The organism is Rhizobium aouanii, from assembly GCF_037002925.1.
In the GTDB taxonomy this organism is placed as follows: domain Bacteria; phylum Pseudomonadota; class Alphaproteobacteria; order Rhizobiales; family Rhizobiaceae; genus Rhizobium; species Rhizobium aouanii.
Genome location: NZ_JBAMYD010000017.1, coordinates 141,410 through 158,845 on the forward strand (window position 1 = coordinate 141,410; position 17,436 = coordinate 158,845).

Annotated in this window: 18 protein-coding genes; 14 read left to right on the top strand and 4 right to left on the bottom strand. The window is 61.8% G+C overall.

The genetic code is table 11. From position 1 onward, the window contains the following. Positions 1 to 8: 8 nt before the first annotated feature. The 6 genes from V8P77_RS26995 to V8P77_RS27020 all read left to right on the top strand — a co-directional run bounded on the left by V8P77_RS26995 (position 9) and on the right by V8P77_RS27020 (position 5,516). Positions 9 to 566 carry an RBBP9/YdeN family alpha/beta hydrolase gene (locus V8P77_RS26995; protein ID WP_026265268.1) on the top strand — a complete coding sequence of 186 codons (558 nt, stop codon included), beginning with the start codon at positions 9 to 11 and terminating at the stop codon, positions 564 to 566. A gap of 92 nt (positions 567 to 658) precedes the next feature. Then, positions 659 to 2,956 carry a bifunctional diguanylate cyclase/phosphodiesterase gene (locus V8P77_RS27000; RefSeq protein WP_335915109.1) on the top strand — a complete coding sequence of 766 codons (2,298 nt, stop codon included), beginning with the start codon at positions 659 to 661 and terminating at the stop codon, positions 2,954 to 2,956. 294 nt (positions 2,957 to 3,250) lie between these two features. Continuing rightward, entirely contained in the window at positions 3,251 to 4,015 is a 765-nt protein-coding gene (gene purC / locus V8P77_RS27005; RefSeq protein WP_003540062.1) for a phosphoribosylaminoimidazolesuccinocarboxamide synthase, read from the top strand. Positions 4,016 to 4,030: 15 nt separating this feature from the next. Further along, positions 4,031 to 4,273 carry a phosphoribosylformylglycinamidine synthase subunit PurS gene (gene purS, locus V8P77_RS27010; RefSeq protein WP_335915110.1) on the top strand — a complete coding sequence of 81 codons (243 nt, stop codon included), beginning with the start codon at positions 4,031 to 4,033 and terminating at the stop codon, positions 4,271 to 4,273. A gap of 92 nt (positions 4,274 to 4,365) precedes the next feature. Beyond that, the gene (gene purQ / locus V8P77_RS27015; RefSeq protein ID WP_335915112.1) at positions 4,366 to 5,037 is read left to right on the top strand and encodes a phosphoribosylformylglycinamidine synthase subunit PurQ; all 672 of its coding nucleotides are present in this window, start codon (positions 4,366 to 4,368) and stop codon (positions 5,035 to 5,037) included. An 83-nt stretch (positions 5,038 to 5,120) separates the two neighbouring features. Then, on the top strand, positions 5,121 to 5,516 hold the full coding sequence (locus V8P77_RS27020) for a hypothetical protein (protein ID WP_335915146.1): 396 nt from the start codon (positions 5,121 to 5,123) through the stop codon (positions 5,514 to 5,516). A 124-nt stretch (positions 5,517 to 5,640) separates the two neighbouring features. On the opposite strand, the gene V8P77_RS27025 is transcribed toward V8P77_RS27020, so the two are convergent. Then, complete coding sequence (locus tag V8P77_RS27025; RefSeq protein ID WP_335915113.1) at positions 5,641 to 5,898, bottom strand: DUF1127 domain-containing protein; 258 nt, start codon at positions 5,896 to 5,898, stop codon at positions 5,641 to 5,643. Between the two features lie 81 nt (positions 5,899 to 5,979). Here V8P77_RS27025 and V8P77_RS27030 point away from each other — a divergent pair, with 81 nt between their 5' ends. The 4 genes from V8P77_RS27030 to V8P77_RS27045 all read left to right on the top strand — a co-directional run bounded on the left by V8P77_RS27030 (position 5,980) and on the right by V8P77_RS27045 (position 10,685). After that, the gene (locus V8P77_RS27030; protein ID WP_335915114.1) at positions 5,980 to 7,398 is read left to right on the top strand and encodes an aminotransferase-like domain-containing protein; all 1,419 of its coding nucleotides are present in this window, start codon (positions 5,980 to 5,982) and stop codon (positions 7,396 to 7,398) included. Between the two features lie 121 nt (positions 7,399 to 7,519). Continuing rightward, entirely contained in the window at positions 7,520 to 8,080 is a 561-nt protein-coding gene (locus tag V8P77_RS27035) for an acyloxyacyl hydrolase (RefSeq protein ID WP_335915115.1), read from the top strand. Between the two features lie 117 nt (positions 8,081 to 8,197). Further along, positions 8,198 to 10,432, top strand: a complete 2,235-nt coding sequence (gene purL / locus V8P77_RS27040) for a phosphoribosylformylglycinamidine synthase subunit PurL (protein ID WP_335915116.1) — start codon at positions 8,198 to 8,200, stop codon at positions 10,430 to 10,432. A gap of 19 nt (positions 10,433 to 10,451) precedes the next feature. Then, positions 10,452 to 10,685 (top strand): BolA/IbaG family iron-sulfur metabolism protein, encoded by a 234-nt coding sequence (locus tag V8P77_RS27045; protein WP_003540079.1) that lies wholly within the window; start codon positions 10,452 to 10,454, stop codon positions 10,683 to 10,685. Positions 10,686 to 10,721: 36 nt separating this feature from the next. Here the strand turns inward: V8P77_RS27045 and V8P77_RS27050 are convergent, their stop codons facing one another. Then, positions 10,722 to 11,903, bottom strand: a complete 1,182-nt coding sequence (locus V8P77_RS27050; RefSeq protein WP_335915147.1) for a hypothetical protein — start codon at positions 11,901 to 11,903, stop codon at positions 10,722 to 10,724. Between the two features lie 164 nt (positions 11,904 to 12,067). On the opposite strand from V8P77_RS27050, the gene V8P77_RS27055 reads away from it, so the two are divergent. From V8P77_RS27055 to V8P77_RS27070, 4 genes are all read left to right on the top strand, one after another. Further along, a complete protein-coding gene (locus V8P77_RS27055; RefSeq protein WP_335915119.1) occupies positions 12,068 to 12,301 on the top strand; it encodes a hypothetical protein in 234 nt (77 codons plus the stop codon). A 251-nt stretch (positions 12,302 to 12,552) separates the two neighbouring features. Further along, on the top strand, positions 12,553 to 12,888 hold the full coding sequence (gene grxD / locus V8P77_RS27060) for a Grx4 family monothiol glutaredoxin (RefSeq protein WP_017960646.1): 336 nt from the start codon (positions 12,553 to 12,555) through the stop codon (positions 12,886 to 12,888). Positions 12,889 to 13,025: 137 nt separating this feature from the next. Continuing rightward, positions 13,026 to 14,231, top strand: a complete 1,206-nt coding sequence (locus tag V8P77_RS27065) for a multidrug effflux MFS transporter (protein ID WP_032991645.1) — start codon at positions 13,026 to 13,028, stop codon at positions 14,229 to 14,231. Between the two features lie 35 nt (positions 14,232 to 14,266). Next, positions 14,267 to 15,547: a multidrug effflux MFS transporter gene (locus V8P77_RS27070; RefSeq protein ID WP_335915120.1), complete on the top strand. Its 1,281-nt coding sequence runs from the start codon at positions 14,267 to 14,269 to the stop codon at positions 15,545 to 15,547. A 189-nt stretch (positions 15,548 to 15,736) separates the two neighbouring features. Here V8P77_RS27070 and V8P77_RS27075 read toward each other — a convergent pair whose 3' ends face one another. After that, positions 15,737 to 16,561 carry an inositol monophosphatase family protein gene (locus V8P77_RS27075; RefSeq protein WP_335915122.1) on the bottom strand — a complete coding sequence of 275 codons (825 nt, stop codon included), beginning with the start codon at positions 16,559 to 16,561 and terminating at the stop codon, positions 15,737 to 15,739. 40 nt (positions 16,562 to 16,601) lie between these two features. Next, positions 16,602 to 17,429 (bottom strand): inositol monophosphatase family protein, encoded by an 828-nt coding sequence (locus tag V8P77_RS27080; protein ID WP_335915123.1) that lies wholly within the window; start codon positions 17,427 to 17,429, stop codon positions 16,602 to 16,604. Positions 17,430 to 17,436: the final 7 nt, after the last annotated feature.

Below are 17,436 nucleotides of genomic sequence, written 5' to 3' on the forward strand. Positions count from 1 at the left end.
GCGGCACTATGAAAGCCTCAGACGCAGATATCCTCATCATCCCCGGTTACACCAATTCCGGCCCGAGCCACTGGCAAAGCCGCTGGGAGGCAAAGCTCAGCACGGCGCGGCGTGTCGAACAGGCCGAATGGACGAAGCCGGTCCGCGAGGACTGGATCGCCCGCATCGCCGAGGAGGTGAACGCCTCGACCCGCCCGGTCGTTCTCGTCGCCCATTCGCTGGGCGTGCCCTCGGTGATCCATGCCATCCCGCATTTCCGCAACCGGGTGGCGGGCGCTTTCCTCGTCGCCCCGCCCGATGTCGCCAATCCCGACATCCGCCCGAAGCACCTGATGACCTTCGGACCCTATCCGCGCGATCCGCTGCCATTCCCGTCGATCACGGTGGCCAGCCGCAACGATCCGTTCGGCAGCTACGAGCACGCCGACGATGTCGCCAGCAGCTGGGGCTCCTTCCTCGTCGATGCCGGCGAGGCCGGCCACATCAATGCCGATTCCGGTCATGGCCCCTGGCCCGAAGGCACTATGGTTTTTGCCCAGTTCCTCGGCCGGCTTTCCGCTGATTGAGGAAAACCCGCATTCTCGCTTGTTGAGCAGGTGCTTTCTAAGTCTTTCTTAATGGAATGACAGCAGACTGCGCCGAGGTGAGATAAGCGAGAATGCCCGTGAAGAAAGCCCATCCAGAGGCCGGTGCTCCGCATGGCGATGCCGCAGCGGTTGAGGCAGGCATCGGCAATGGGGCAACCGACGATTCCGACCTCACCGAGCGGGAGAGCCGCTGGAATTATGCGCTCGTCGGCTCTGGCCTCGGCGTATGGGATCACAATTACCGGCTCGACCGGCGATATTACTCGCCGACGTGGAAAACCATCCGCGGCATGGCGCCCGAGGAGGAAGCCGACGGCGACTACGAGGCCTGGCTGCAGCTCGTTCATCCCGACGATCGCGATTTCGTCGTCCATGCGATCGACCGGCAGAACGCTGGCGATCCCAATTACCAGGTCTTCGAATATCGCGAGCGCCACAAGAACGGCCACTGGGTCTGGATCGAGTGCCGCGGCGCCTGCGTCGAATGGGACGAGAACGGCGTGCCGACGCGCATCATCGGCACGGATACGGATATCACTGCCCGCAAGCAGGCCGAAGAGACGCTGTCGCGTTTGTCGCGCCGCCTGGATCTGGCGTTAGAGATCTCCCGCATCGGCGTATTTGAAGCCGATATCGAGCACGATAGCGTCGAATGGGACGACCGCCTCATCGCCATTTACGGGCTGCAGGGCGCCTCGCGCCAGATCGCCGGCGATGCCTGGGCGAAAAGTCTGCATCCCGATGACCGCGAGCGCGTGCTCGGCCTGGCCGACCGCAGCGTCGAAAGCGGCCGCGATTTCCAGCAGGAATACCGCATCATCCGCGGCGACGGCGCCGAACGCGTCATCCGCGCCCGCTCGGCCTTCTTCGTCGACGGCAACGGCCACCGCAAACTGATCGGCGCCAACTGGGACGTCACCGAAGAAGTCGCGCTCCGCAACGAACTGCAGCGCGCCAAGGATCTGGCCGAGGCACGCAACCGCGAGCTCGAAGCCACCAAGGAGAGCATCGAGCACCTGGCACTACACGATTACCTCACCGGCCTGCCGAACCGCCGCTATCTCGACAAGATGCTGGACGAGCGTGCGGCGGAATGCCGGGCCAAGGACCTGGCTCTGGCGATCCTGCATATCGATCTCGACCGCTTCAAGCAGATCAACGACACGCTCGGCCACCGAGCCGGCGATGCCATGCTGCAGCATGCCGCAAGCGTGCTGAGGAATTCCGTCCGCGCCGTCGATTTCGTGGCCCGCATCGGCGGCGACGAATTCGTCATCCTCTGCATTGTCGATCCCGCATCGAAGAAGATCGCCGGCCTCGCCGAACGTGTCATCCGCGAATTGCGCAAACCCGTCAGATATGAGGGGCACGATTGTCGTTTCGGCGCCAGCATCGGCATCGCCATCGACAGCGGAGCGAAGCTTGACGCCAAGCAGATGCTGCTCGACGCCGATATCGCCCTCTACCGTGCCAAGGGCCTCGGCCGCAACCGCTTCGAATTTTTCTCGGCTTCTGCCCGCCGCGACATCATCTCCGCCAAGCACCTTGCAGACGAGATCCTGATCGGCCTCGAACGCAATGAATTCGTGCCCTTCTATCAGTTGCAGTTCGATGCCCGCACGCTCGATGTCGCAGGTGTCGAAACACTTGCCCGCTGGCAGCACCCGGTGCACGGGCTGCTGACGCCCGACCGCTTCCTCGACATCGCCGAGGATCTCGACGTCGTCTCGACCATCGACGCCTTGATCCTGGAGCGCGCCATTGCAGACCGGAAGGTGTGGCTGAAGGACGGGCTGCCGATCCCGAAGATATCGGTCAACGTCTCCGCCAGGCGGCTCGCCGATCCCGATCTCGGCAAGAAGCTCCGCGCCTTGAAGATCGAGCCCGGCACGTTCTCCTTCGAACTGCTGGAATCGATCTCGCTCGACGATTGCGACGAGGCGGTGGCCGCCAACCTGAAAAAGCTGCGCAAGCTCGGCATCGACATCCAGATCGACGATTTCGGCACCGGCCATGCCTCGATCGTCAGCCTGTTGCGCCTGAGCCCGAAGACGCTGAAGATCGACCGCGAGTTGATCCGCATGCTGCCGCAATCGGCCGAGCAGCGCAAACTCGTCGGCTCGATCATCGATATCGGCCGCTCGCTGAACATCCTCGTCATCGCCGAGGGCGTCGAAACGACAGAGCATATCCGCATTCTCGAAGAACTCGACTGTGACACGCTGCAGGGCTACGCGCTCGCCCGGCCGATGCCGGCCATGCAGATCCCCTCCTTCATCCGCTCCGGAAGCTGGCGCCACGGGCAAATCGCCGCTCGCGCCTTGCAGGCGCAGCTTCGCCGCGCCCTGCCAAGCAGAGCCGCCAAATAAAAACCTGCATAAACGGCTCGCCGTTTCGCCTTCATTCCACCGTAGAGGAAAAGGCGCTAAACTCCTCTTGCGAATTCATTCGATTCTCTTGGCGGTATTCCGTAAAATTGGAAACCAGGGCCGCGAAATCCGGAAACCGGGGCCATAGAATCTTGAAACCGGGGCCACAGAATCGTCAAACCGGGGAAGGAGCGACAGGCGGATTGTGAAACCCTCCCTTTTCCTTTAAGGGGACGCCACGAGATCGATCCACTCGCGCTATCCCAAGAGCGCCAACAATAGAGAATGACCACGATGAACCGTCGCCGCCGTATCTACGAGGGCAAGGCAAAGATTCTGTATGAGGGCCCGGAACCGGGCACCTTGATCCAGTTCTTCAAGGACGATGCCACTGCCTTCAACAAGAAGAAACACGAAGTCATCGATGGCAAGGGCGTCCTCAACAACCGCATCTGCGAATATATCTTCAGCCATCTGAACAAGATCGGCATCCCCACTCATTTCATCCGCCGGCTCAACATGCGCGAGCAGTTGATCAAGGAAGTGGAGATGATCCCGCTGGAGATCGTCGTGCGCAATGTCGCCGCCGGTTCTCTCGCCAAGCGCCTCGGCATCGACGAAGGCGTCGTGCTGCCGCGCTCGATCATCGAATTCTATTACAAGTCCGACGCGCTTGACGATCCGATGGTCTCCGAAGAGCACATCACCGCCTTCGGCTGGGCAAACCCCGCCGAACTCGATGACATCATGGCGCTTGCCATCCGCGTCAACGACTTCATGACCGGCCTTTTCCTCGGCGTCGGCATCCAGCTCGTCGATTTCAAGATCGAATGCGGCCGTCTCTTCGAAGGCGATATGATGCGCATCATCCTCGCCGACGAGATCTCGCCGGACAGCTGCCGGCTCTGGGATATCGAAACCCATGAGAAGATGGACAAGGACCGCTTCCGCCGTGACCTTGGCGGGTTGCTCGAAGCCTATTCCGAAGTCGCGCGCCGTCTCGGCATCATCAATGAAAACGAGCCTGTGCGCGGCACCGGCCCGGTTCTCGTCAAGTAAGGCAGGAAAGACAAAGTGATCAAGGCTCGTGTCACCGTCACGCTGAAAAACGGCGTTCTCGATCCGCAGGGCAAGGCTATCGAGGGTGCGCTCAGTGCCCTCGGCTTCTCGGGCGTCGGCCATGTAAGACAAGGCAAGGTCTTCGACCTGGAGCTTGATGGCACCGACAAGGGCAAGGCTGAGGCCGACCTCAGGGCCATGTGCGAAAAACTGCTCGCCAACACGGTGATCGAGAACTACGCAATCGCGATCGACTGAACATTGCGAAATTGGCAATGCCCGAAGCACATCGAAACACTGTCGCCGCTTCGGGAACTGGCACAAACACAAGCAAGGTTTGAACAGCACCCATGAAATCAGCCGTCGTTCAACTTCCGGGCCTCAACCGCGACCGCGACATGATCGCCGCCTTGACCAAGATCTCCGGCCAGCCGCCGGTGACGATCTGGCAGACGGAAACCGAGATCCCCGATGTCGATCTGATCGTCATCCCCGGCGGCTTTTCCTATGGCGATTATCTGCGTTGCGGCGCGATCGCCGCCCGCATGCCGGTCATGCAGGCGATCATCGACAAGGCGGCAAAGGGCGTGAAAGTCCTCGGCGTCTGCAACGGCTTCCAGATCCTCGTCGAGGCCGGTCTGCTGCCCGGCGCGCTGATGCGCAATTCCTCGCTGAAATTCGTCTGCCGCGAGATCAAGCTCGAAGTCGTCAATGCCGAGACGGATTTCACCCGCGCCTATGCGCAGGGCCAGGTCATTCGCTGCCCGGTCGCCCATCATGACGGCAATTATTTCGCCGACGATGCGACGCTCGCTGCGATCGAAGGCAATGGCCAGGTGGTGTTCCGTTATGCCGAAGGCACCAACCCGAACGGCTCGATCAACGATATCGCCGCCATCATGAACGAAAAGGGCAACGTGCTCGGCATGATGCCGCATCCTGAGAACCTAATCGAGGCAGCCCATGGCGGTTCGGACGGCCGCGGCCTCTTCGCCTCGGCGCTCGACGTCATCGCCGCCTGAACCTGCACGTCGCTCAAGCGCGCGTAGCGGTCTTGGGCAACGGGATGCACACGAAAATCCTTCTGTTCGATCTGGAGCAATCGATGCGCCCTCGCCTCTCCGTCGCAAACGCCGCCCTGTTGACCGCTCTCGCAGCCATGGTGGCAGGCTGCCAGACGCCGGCGCCGACAGGCCCGAACCGCGCCGCACTGCCGACGATGGAACGCGTAGCGCTTGGCGCCAATGCCTGCTGGTTCAAATCCGGCGATCCGGCCTTTGCAGCCTACAAGCTCGCGCCGGAGCTCAATTCCTTCTCCGGCCGTCCGCGCATCCTGCTCGTCCATAAGGGCAGCCCGGAAAGCCGGCCGCTGCTCGTCGTGCAGGCTGAGGGAAGCCCTTCGCGCCTGCAGGCCTTTGGTCCGATGATGCAGGAACCGGTCGCCGGCCGCATCACCACCGACGTCAATCGCTGGTCCGGCGGCAACAAGGCCTGCAGCTGATCGCGGCGATGACAGCGCCACGCGTCTTTTCAGACGCGCCAAAGGCGCTGTAACGCTCTGAATGCTGGATATGTTCCTGAAATCGCTTCCGATTTAGGAATGATCCCGCAGCCAGAAAACATGATCAGTCCCAGAAAAACGACTTGCTGACTTCGCGCGCGGCATCGGACTGCGACACTCCGATATCCTTGAGTTCGGTCGCTGTCAGCTCCCTCAGCGCGCGCCGGCCTTCCCGCTTTTGATGCCAGAGAAGAATGGTGGCCCAGATTCGGCCCAAACGCGTCGTCACCTCGGCAGGCGCGTCGCGGAGGATGATTTGTCTCCTGTCATCGCAAGAGACAATCGGTACAATCGGCATTTTGATCTCAGGCAAGGCAGACATTCCAGGAATCCTCTCGGTTTGCCATTGGAATTGACTCATACGCTTGACGGGTACAATGTGCCAATATATACAATTGTCACCATGACAAATTGGCTTCCCGATATTTCCCGCGGTTCCGGGCCGGTCTATCTCCGGCTTGCCGACAGCATCGAATCCGCCATATCAAGCGGCGCCCTGCCCGCCGGCAGCAAGCTGCCGCCGCAGCGCAACCTCGCCTACGATATCGGCGTGACGATCGGCACGATCGGCCGCGCCTATGCGCTGGTGCATGAGCGCGGCCTGGTCGCCGGCGAAGTGGGGCGCGGCACCTATGTGCTGAACCGCTCCGAAACGCCGCCCGGGGAACAAATCGATCCGCTGACCGTCTCGCTCGGCGGCACCCGCATCCAGGATGCACCTGCCAACAAGATCCGCTTCGACACGACGGCCGCGCCCGACCTCGGCCAAGGCAAGGTCATCGCGGGCATCCTCGCCGAGATCGGCGAGCAGCATCTTGCCGAAATTTCCTCCTATTCCCGCAGTTTCCCGCGCAACTGGTTCGAGGCCGGCCGCCTGTGGCTTGCCCGCAGCGGCTGGACGCCGGAGGTCGAAAACATCGTGCCGACGCTCGGCGCCCATGCGGCAGCAATATCAGTCATCGCCGCAGTCTCGGCGCCGGGCGACAAGATCGTCTTCGAGGATCTCACCTATACCCAGGTCAGCCGCAGCGCCCGCCTGCTCGGCCGCCGCACGCTGACGGTCGATTCCGATGAACTCGGCGTGATCCCGGAGGATTTCGAGCGGCTCTGTCAGCAGCAGCATCCGAAGATCGCCTTCCTGATGCCGACCGTCCACAATCCGACGCTGGCGATCATGCCCTATGAGCGGCGCGCGGCAATCGCCGCAATCGCCAGGAAACACAGTGTCTGGCTGATCGAGGACGACCTCTACGGCGGCATGGCCGACGACGATACGCCGCTGCTCGCCTCCATCGCGCCCGATCGCACCTTCCTCGTCAACGGTCTGTCGAAATCGGTCGCCGCCGGCGTGCGCGGCGGCTGGGTCGCCTGCCCGCCGCATTTTGCCCAGCGCATCAAGGTGACGCACAGGATGATCACCGGCGGCCTGCCCTTCATCCTGGCGGAGACCTGTGCGCGCCTCGTCGAAAGCGGCATGGCGCACGAGATCCGCAAGGCAAGTGTCGAGGAACTCTCCCGGCGCGTCCGGCTCGCCCGCGAGCAGTTACAGGGCTTCGATTTCGAATCGCACATACACGCGCCCTTCCTCTGGCTGAAACTGCCGGAACCCTGGATGTCCGGCACCTTCAAGAATGCCGCCTTCCGCGACGGCGTGCTCGTCGACGACGAGGACGAGTTCAAGTCGGCGCGCGGAGAGCGACCCTATCATCGCGTTCGCATCGGTTTTTCCTCGCCGAAGACGGGGCAGGAACTGATCTCGGGCCTGATGATCCTCCGCCGGCTGCTGGAAAATGGCGGCTCCGCCTATGATGGCGAAATATGACCTGTTGCAAATACACGTCATAGTCTAAAAAAACATCGCACCCGGGTCGCGCCGCTTTACCCCCCGAACCGTCATGCTACCTCTTTGTCATCCGCCCGGTGAGGGAATCAAAGGACAGCATATGACGATCGACTTCGGAAGAGTCGCTCTGCTATTGTTGGGTATAGCGTCAGTGGCAGCGGTGGCCGGCTCGGCAAGTGCAGGCGAGCATATATTTGATGAATTGCGCTTCGGCGCTTCGGCCTCGGTGCAATCGGGCCACTCCAGGGAAGACGGCCTCTTTCCCGAAATTACCGCTCTCTTCGATCCTTTCGGTTACGACACGGCGGTCGGCTGGCAGCAGCTGCTGCACCCTCGTGTCCATCTCGGCACCTCGATCGGCACGTCGGGCGAAGCCACCCAGTTCTTCACCGGTTTCACCTGGACAGTCGATTTCAACGAGAAGCTCTTTGCCGAAGCCGGCTTCGGCGGCGTCATCCACACCGGCGATCTCGAGGGCAATGAGGACGGCCCGGAACTCGGCTGTCGCGTCCTCTTCCACGAATATGTCGGCGCTGGTTATCGTTTCAACGCCCACTGGAATGTGATGGCCCAGGTCGCCCACTCCTCGCATGCCAATCTCTGTGATGGGCCGAACGACGGCATGACGCGCGCCGGCCTGCAAATCGGCTATAAGTTCTGATCGTTTGCTCTTTTGCAAAAGTCTGCCCGCCCTCTGTTGACGGCGGGCATTTTCCTGTCGCGCGTCGCCGCTACATAAGCTAAAGACAGCGCAAAACGCGCCAGGGATTTTCCGCTCATGACCATTCCAAATACCATCCCGATCACGCCCGAACTCATTGCAAGGCACGGCCTGAAGCCGGACGAGTATCAGCGTATTCTGGATCTGATCGGCCGCGAACCGACCTTCACCGAGCTCGGCATCTTCTCGGCTATGTGGAACGAGCACTGCTCCTACAAATCCTCGAAGAAGTGGCTGCGCACGCTGCCGACCAAGGGGCCGCGCGTCATCCAGGGCCCGGGCGAAAATGCCGGCGTGGTCGACATCGACGACGGCGATTGCGTCGTCTTCAAGATGGAGAGCCACAACCATCCCTCCTATATCGAGCCTTATCAGGGCGCGGCGACCGGCGTCGGCGGCATCCTGCGCGACGTCTTCACCATGGGTGCCCGCCCGATCGCGGCAATGAACGCACTCCGCTTCGGTGAGCCGGATCACCCCAAGACCCGCCATCTCGTTTCCGGCGTCGTCTCCGGCGTCGGCGGCTATGGCAATTCCTTCGGCGTGCCGACGGTCGGCGGCGAGGTCGAGTTCGACGCCCGCTACAACGGCAACATCCTCGTCAACGCCTTTGCCGCCGGCATTGCGAAGTCCAACGCCATCTTCCTGTCCGAAGCCAAGGGCGTCGGTCTCCCGGTCGTCTATCTCGGCGCCAAGACCGGCCGCGACGGCGTCGGCGGCGCGACGATGGCATCGGCCGAATTCGACGAATCGATCGAAGAGAAGCGCCCGACCGTTCAGGTCGGAGACCCCTTCACCGAAAAATGCCTGCTCGAAGCCTGCCTCGAGCTGATGCAGACCGGCGCTGTCATCGCCATCCAGGACATGGGTGCGGCCGGCCTCACCTGCTCGGCCGTGGAAATGGGCGCCAAGGGCGATCTCGGCATCCTGCTCGAACTCGACAAGGTGCCGGTCCGCGAAGAGAGGATGACGGCCTACGAGATGATGCTGTCGGAAAGCCAGGAGCGCATGCTCATGGTGCTGCAGCCGGAGAAGGAAGAGGAAGCCAAGGCGATCTTCGTCAAGTGGGGTCTCGATTTTGCCATCGTCGGCTGGACGACCGACGATCTGCGCTTCCGCGTCATGCACCAGGGTGAGGAAGTCGCCAACCTGCCGATCAAGGATCTCGGCGACCAGGCGCCGGAGTATGATCGCCCTTGGCGCGAATCCGGCAAGCACGCCCAGCTGCCCGCCAATCTCGTCGCCGCACCCGAGGATTACGGCCAGGCGCTGCTGCAACTCGTCGGCTCCGCCAACCAGTCGAGCCGCCGCTGGGTCTATGAGCAGTATGACACGCTGATCCAGGGCAATTCGCTGCAGCTTCCGGGCGGCGATGCCGGCGTCGTACGTGTCGACGGCCATCCCTCCAAGGCGCTTGCCTTCTCCTCCGACGTCACTCCGCGTTATGTCGAGGCCGACCCCTTCGAAGGCGGCAAGCAGGCGGTCGCCGAATGCTGGCGCAACATCACCGCGACAGGCGCCGAACCGCTCGCCGCCACCGACAATCTGAACTTCGGCAATCCCGAAAAGCCGGAAATCATGGGCCAGTTCGTTCAGGCGGTGAAGGGCATAGGCGAGGCCTGCCGCGCGCTGGATTTCCCGATCGTGTCAGGCAACGTTTCGCTCTACAACGAGACCAACGGCGTCGCCATCCTGCCGACCCCGACGATCGCGGGCGTCGGCCTGTTGCCGGACTGGCGCAAGATGGTCCGCATCGGCAGCGCCAACGATGGCGATAAGGTGATCATGATCGGCGTCGACGGCAGCCATCTCGGCCAGTCCGTCTATCTCCGCGACGTGCTTTCCAGCAGCGAAGGTCCGCCGCCTGAAGTGGATCTGTTCGCCGAAAGACGCAATGGCGATTTTGTCCGCTCCGTCATCCGCAACGGCCAGGCGACTGCCTGCCACGACATCTCCTCGGGCGGCCTTGCCGTGACGCTTGCCGAAATGGCGATGGCCTCGGGCAAAGGCCTGACGATCGATCTCGGCGAAGGCAAGGGTGCACCGCATGCGCTGCTCTTCGGTGAGGATCAGGCCCGCTACGTGTTGACCTTGCCCGCCGATGTCGCCGATTTCGTCTGCGTCAATGCGGAAGGTGGCGGCGTTCCCTTCCGCCGTCTCGGCACGGTCGGAGGAACGGCGCTCGTCGTCGGCGATCTGATCTCGCTGCCGATTCAGCAATTGCGCGATGCCCATGAATCATGGTTCCCTGATTTCATGGAAGGCCGCGGCGAACTTGCCGCTGCGGAATGATGCGCAAGGAGTAACGATCATGGCCATGAAACCCGGCGATATCGAAGACATGATCAAGGCTGGGATTCCCGGTGCCAAGGTGACGATCCGCGATCTGGCGGGCGACGGCGATCACTACGCCGCCGAAGTCGTCGCCGAAGCCTTTCGCGGCAAGAGCCGCGTTCAGCAGCACCAGATGGTCTACGAGGCGCTCAAGGGCAATATGGGCGGCGTCCTGCACGCTCTGGCCCTGCAGACCTCCGCGCCGGAATAGAAGCCCGACGCAATCCGAATGGACGATGCCCGGCCCTCAGCCGGGCATTCTCTTTTCGTCGGGATCGGCAAAGACTGAGGCCGGCATCGGCCCGGATGTCAAAAGCGTGAAGTCGAAGGGCGCTTGCAGATCGGGCCCAAGCACATATTGCCGGTGGACGCGCAGCTGGTCCTTGCGGATCTTGCGATAGTGCTCGCGCGTCAGCATCTGCTTGACGCGGATCAGGATCATCTTCGCCTGAGGCGCATCCGCATGGCTGGAGACGGCAACGACCGGCACCTTGTAGAAATTGATCGAATCCGTCAGGCACTGCACATCGAGCCAGGAAATCTCGGGACAGCGGGCGATCAGCCCGACGCGGGCGCGAAGCAGTGTTGCCGATGACATCAGCGCGCATTGCAGGATGGCGCTGCCGAGTGTGGCAAACACCACGCGCTTGCCCTTGAAGATCTCCGGCTCCCTTTCCAGCAATATGCCGATGACATGGGCGGCGACGCTCGATCCCATGCTGTGCGAGGAGATCACATATTCGTCTGCCTCCTCCTCAAGCGCCTTACGCACCGCAATGGCCTGGTCTTCCAGCCAGTCGTTGAAGTCGGCCCGGTCCATGCGGCCGAGCGCCACGGCCATTTCCCAATCGGCAAAGAGATGCAGCGTGTGGAAGCGTTCGGAAAACGGCAGGAAGACGAAGATGAAGAAACAGAGCGCCAGCGGCCCGCTCCAGAGCATGTGCCACGGCGAAAAGCCGACAGCATAGGGTAGGATGGCGATCTGCGCGGTCAGCGCGATCGCTATCGCTGCCAGCAGGAACGGAAAGAGGAAGAACAGACCGAAGCGCCAGGCGTGGCGGAAATATCCCCGCATCCCGCCTTCGAGCATGATCTCGGCGCAGCTTCGGAAGCCTGCAATGATCTGGCTCAGCGTGTTGCCGGCACGCAGCTTGCGCACCAGTATATCGTGATCCACCATATGGATGCGGCTCTTCGTCTGCCAGCCGGGGGAACCGGTCCCTGCCTCGGGCGCCGCTATCCTCTCAGCCGTCCTGACCTCAAAACTGACCGGATCGCTCCCCTCGTCCACTGGCCCCGTCTCTATCGAATAGCCCCAGACGGCGGCACTCTGCCTGGCCGAACGCTCGTAGCGTGCCCTGTGGGCAACGCCGTCGAGCGGCTCGAAGCCCGTGAAATGCAGGACGACCCGCTTCTCGATCAGTTTCATTCCACTCTTCCGGCCGGGCGAATGGCCGGCATGTTGCTGCGATCCGGCTGCTGCGCCACTGATATCGGCAAAAAGCAGCCATGGTCTCGAAGCCGTCTTGCTAACCGAACTCTTCCGGAATTCAATAGCATCCATGTCGTTTCCATCACGAACGGAGGGGTTTTGTGGCCGATCTAGTCAAAGAATTAATATCAGGCGTCATCGACAGCGTGCTGAAGGAGATCCTGAAGAAAACCACCGGCCGCGTCACGACGAAGCGCAGGAGGCGTAAGACACGTCCCGCCGCAACGACGACGAAGGTTGCGCGCAAGGCAATCCCGGCCAAGCCCAAGCCCGCCCGCAAACAGGTCAGCAAGCGCCGCACCGCCGCTGGCCGCAGCCGTCAGCGACGCAGCTAAGGCGCGATGAAAATGTGAGCGGTTTTCGGACGAATTCTGCTCCGCTGCAGCGCCGCGCGTCTTTTGAGGACGCGCAAAGGACGCTGTTGCACTGTGATGTGCAGTAGCGCGGCGGCAACAACCCATTCAACGGCCTGCCCGAATTGGTATTTTTTTGGTCGGGCGGCTGGAATTCCTGTTGTCGCATGCTATCTAAAGGCAACGATTGAAACGGTGGGCCTTTAACCCGCCTGTTGAAAGGATTAGGTCCCATGAGCGGCATTCACGAATTCATCGACAACGAAATCAAGAGCAACGACGTCGTCCTCTTCATGAAGGGCACGCCGCAGTTTCCGCAGTGCGGTTTCTCCGGCCAGGTCGTGCAGATTCTCGATTACATCGGCGTCGATTACAAGGGCGTCAACGTGCTCGCCGATTCGGAAATCCGCCAGGGCATCAAGGAATATTCCAACTGGCCGACGATCCCGCAGCTCTACGTAAAGGGCGAGTTCGTCGGCGGCTGCGACATCGTCCGGGAAATGTTCCAGGCTGGTGAGCTGCAGCAGCACCTCCAGGAAAACGGCATCACGGTTCGCGGCGCCGCCTGACCGGTCACCGGACGTCCGCCCGGTTTCCAAATCTGTTTCTTGAGTTCGAGGCGCTGCGGCCAGCAGCGCCTTGACCTGTTTATGGGAATTTCATTGTGACAGATTCATCACAAGCCGTGTCCGCGGGCCGCCTGCCCATGGGCAAGCGTGAATTCATCGCGCTTGCAGCCTTCCTGATGGCCATCAACTCGCTGGCAATCGACATCATGCTTCCGGCCTTGCAGCAGATCGGCGCGAGCCTCGGCGTCGAGAGCGAGAACCACCGGCAATTCGTCGTCTCCTCCTATCTGCTCGGCTTCGGCTGCGCCCAGCTTTTCTACGGACCGCTTTCCGATCGATTCGGCCGCCGCGCGCCGCTGTTGTTCGGCCTCGTCGTCTATATCGTTTCGGCCATCGGCATCGTCTTCGTTCCCTCCTTCGCCGGCTTGCTGGTGCTGCGCTTCGTCCAGGGCATCGGCTCGGCGGCCACCCGCGTCATCACCATCTCGATCGTCCGCGATATCTATGGCGGACGACAGATGGCCGAAGTCATGTCACTGATCATGATGGTCTTCATGATCGTGCCGGTGATTGCGCCCGGCACCGGTCAGATCGTTATGTTCTTCGGCAACTGGCACCTGATCTTCCTCTTCATCGCCACCATGGCGACTGCTATCGCCGTCTGGGCCTATCTACGCCTGCCGGAAACGCTGCATCCCGCCAATGTCAGGCCCTTCACCGCCCGCTCGATCTTCGGCGCCTTCAAGCTGGTGCTGACCAATCGCGTCGCGCTCTGCTACACCATCGCCAGCACCTTCATCTTCGGCGCGCTGTTCGGCTTCATCAATTCCGCCCAGCAGGTCTATGTCGGCATCTACGATCTTGGCGTCTATTTCCCCGTCGCCTTTGCCGGCGTGGCGATCTTCATGTCGCTGTCGTCCTTCTTCAATTCGCGCTTCGTCGGCAAGCTCGGCATGCGCCGCCTGTCGCATGGCTCGCTCATAGGCTTCATCGCCATCAACACCATCTGGCTGATCGTCCAGATGGCGAGCACCGAGCCGATGCCCTTCGCTCTGTTCATCTCCTTCTTCGGCCTTTCCATGTTTCAGTTCGGCTGGATCGGCTCGAACTTCAATTCACTCGCAATGGAGCCGCTCGGCCACGTCGCCGGCACCGCCTCCTCCGTCCTCGGTTTCATGAGCACGGTCGGCGGCGCCATCATCGGTGCCGGCATCGGCCAAGCCTTCGACGGCACTGCACTGCCGATGGTCGCCGGTTATTTCACCGTGTCGATCATCGGGCTCGTCTTCGTGCTGATCGCCGAGAAGGGCCGCCTCTTTCAATCGCAGAACCCAGCCGTCTGAACGGCGGGCCCCATTTACATCCGGGATTTCACCACATGACGCCGCCGCATAAACCGCACCAGGAAAACCAGGGCTCCCGCCGCATCGGCATGGGCTTTGGCGAATTCGTCGTTACCATCGCCATCATGACCGCCAGCGTTGCTATGGCGATCGACAGCATGCTGCCGGCATTGCCCAATATCGGCCATTCCCTCGGCGTCACCAATACCAACGACGCCCAGTTGATCATCGGCGTGTTCTTCTTAGGATTCGGCGTCTCGCAGATCTTCTTCGGCAGCCTTTCGGATACGTTCGGCCGCCGCAACATCCTGCTCGGCGGCTTGGCCTGCTATATTGTCGGAATGTTTGCCGCCGCAGCGACCGGCAGCTTTGAAATGCTGCTCGTTATGCGTTTTATCCAGGGTATTGGCGGTGCGGCCGTGCGCATTACCACCATGGCCATGGTGCGCGATTGCTTCGGTGGCCGCGAAATGGCCCGTGTTATGTCCTATGTGATGATCGTCTTCATGATCGTGCCGATCGTTGCCCCATCCGTCGGCCAGCTCATCATCCTCTATGCCAACTGGCACTGGATCTTCATCCTGCTCGGCATCATCGCCACCGTCCTGTTCGTCTGGGCTCTCCTGCGGCTGAAGGAATCGCTGCCGCCGGAAGAGCGGCTGCCACTGTCGGTCGCCTCTGTCGTCGATGGCTTCAAGACCGTGCTCACCAACCGCATCACCTGCGGCTACATGATCGGCCTCACCATGTTCACCGGCGTCATCAGCGCCTATGTGATCTCGGTGCAGCAGGTCTTCGGCGAGGTCTATGGCCTTGGCGACTGGCTGCCGATCGCCTTTGCGGCGACCGCCGGCGGCATCGCCGTCGCCAATTTCGCCAACGGCTTCTTCGTGCGCAAATTCGGCATGCGCCGCATCTCGCACACCGCCCTGCTGATCTTCACGGCGCTGTCGGCTGCCGGCTTTTTCTATTCGCTGGCCGGCAAGCCGGATTTCGCCATCGCCTACGGCATCTTCACCATCGTACTGATGATGTTTGCCGTGATCGCCACCAATTTCACCGCCATCAGCCTCGAACCGATGGGCAATCTCGCCGGCACGGCGACCGCCATCACCGGCTTCGTCTCGACGACGGCCGGCGCCATCCTCGGCGGCCTGGTCGGCCAGATGTTCAATGGCACGGTGCAGCCGCTCTTCGGCGGCTTCGCGCTCTTCGGCGCGGTAACGATCGCAGCCACCCTTTGGGCCGAAAACGGCAAGCTCTTCACCCACCCCGGCGACAGCCCGCAGCTCGATCCGGGTGCTGCGCATTTTTGAATGCGAAGAGTACCGGACCCGGACACTTCCGTTTGTTGACAAACGTTCTTCACTCGACGTCATCCTCGGCCTTGTGCCGAGGATCTGCTGCATATCAACGAATTGCAGATGCTCGGGACAAGCCCGAGCATGACGAAAGAGGAGTTGGACAACTGTCTCAGCAGTCTGAAGCTCACCGGAACGGCGGGTTCAGACCGTGAAAACCTCACGCCGCAACACCTCCCACGAGGCCTTGTCGGGGGTAATCAGCAGCCCGCCGTCGAGATGATGCGGCAGGTAGGGTGAGCCGTCGAAGCGCGCCGCATAGGCGCCTGCCTCCTGCGAGATCAATGTACCTGCAAGGTGATCCCAGGGCATCAGCTTGTTGTACATCAGGTAATGCACATGTCCGCCGGCAAAGGTGCGGTATTCATGGGCCGCGCAACGGTAGTTGGTGAGGAAACGCACCTTGGCGAGATTGCCGAGAATCTCGGCCCGCTTCTCCTGCGGCAGGTAGCCGGTCGAGGCCATGCCGACCATATGCTCCAGCCCCACAGGAGCTGCGACCGAGAGCCGCTCGCCGCCGCCATCCGACCGCCGCAGCCAGGCGCCACCGCCCTTTTCGGCCATCACCCAGTCGTCGCCCATCGGATCGTAGATGATGCCGGCAATCGTCTCGCCGGCCGAGATAACGGACGCCATGACGCCGAAGGCCGGGATGCCGGCGGCGAAATTGAACGTGCCGTCGACCGGATCGACGACGATCGCGAGATCGGCATGTTCGAGGCTGCCGAGCAAATCGGGATCGGCCGCGACCGATTCTTCGCCAAGGAACAGTGCGCTCGGCCAGAGTTGCGCAGCTTCCGCCTTGATCATCCGTTCCGCCTGCTCATCAGCCTCGGTGACGAGATCGGTCGCCTCGCTCTTGGCGCGCACGTCGTGCTGGCCGAGCCGGCGAAAGCGCGGCAGGATCTCCGCCTTCGCCGCGCGGCGCAGCAGATCGGCAAGAACGGTCACGTCGACAGTCACTCTCATGTCAATTCCTCGCACTTAGCTCTCTCAGGAAAACCTTGAATCAGATGCCGACGATCTCGCGCCGGATGAGCTGCCAGCTCTCCCGGTCAGGCGCGGAGATGATGCCACCCGTGGTTTCGCCGGGGCGATAGGGCGTGCCGTCGAATTTCGCCGTATGACCGCCGGCCTCCTGATGCGCGAGCACGCCGGCCAGGTGATCCCAGGGCATCAGCTTCGCATGGCCGATGAAATGCATCTTGCCGGAGGCGACCATCCAGTATTCGTAGGCCGAGCAGTTGAAGGCGAAGGTCATCCGGATCTTCGCCATGTTGGCGCAGATACGCGCACGATCCGGTTCGTCCATGTGGCTCCATGACAGGCCACCGACCATCTGGTTCAGGCTAGCAGGCTCAGCGACTTTCAGCTTTGTCGATTGCCCGTCCCGCCGCGTCAGAAAGGCGCCTGCCCCCCTGATCGCGGTCACTGTATCGCCGAGAACGGGATCATGAATGATGCCGGCGACCGTCTCGCCCCTGACGGTCACAGCCAACATGGTCCCGAAGACAGGAAGCCCGGCGGCGAAATTGAACGTCCCGTCGACAGGGTCGATGACGAAGGCGAGCTCGGCATCGGCAAGTGCCGGCACGACGGACCGGTCGGCGTCATAAGCCTCCTCGCCGACGATGAGTGCTGCGGGAAAGCGCTCTCTCAGCGCCACGGTGATCCGGTGTTCGGCAAGCAGGTCAGCCTGCGTCACCAGATCGATTGCCGAAGTCTTTTCCGAAACATCGGCATCGCCGAGATTGCGGAAACGCGGCATGATTTCGGCGCGGGCCGCCTCTCGGACGCAATCGCCGAGAAAGAGAATATCCTTGTCAGAAATAGTCATGCGAAAT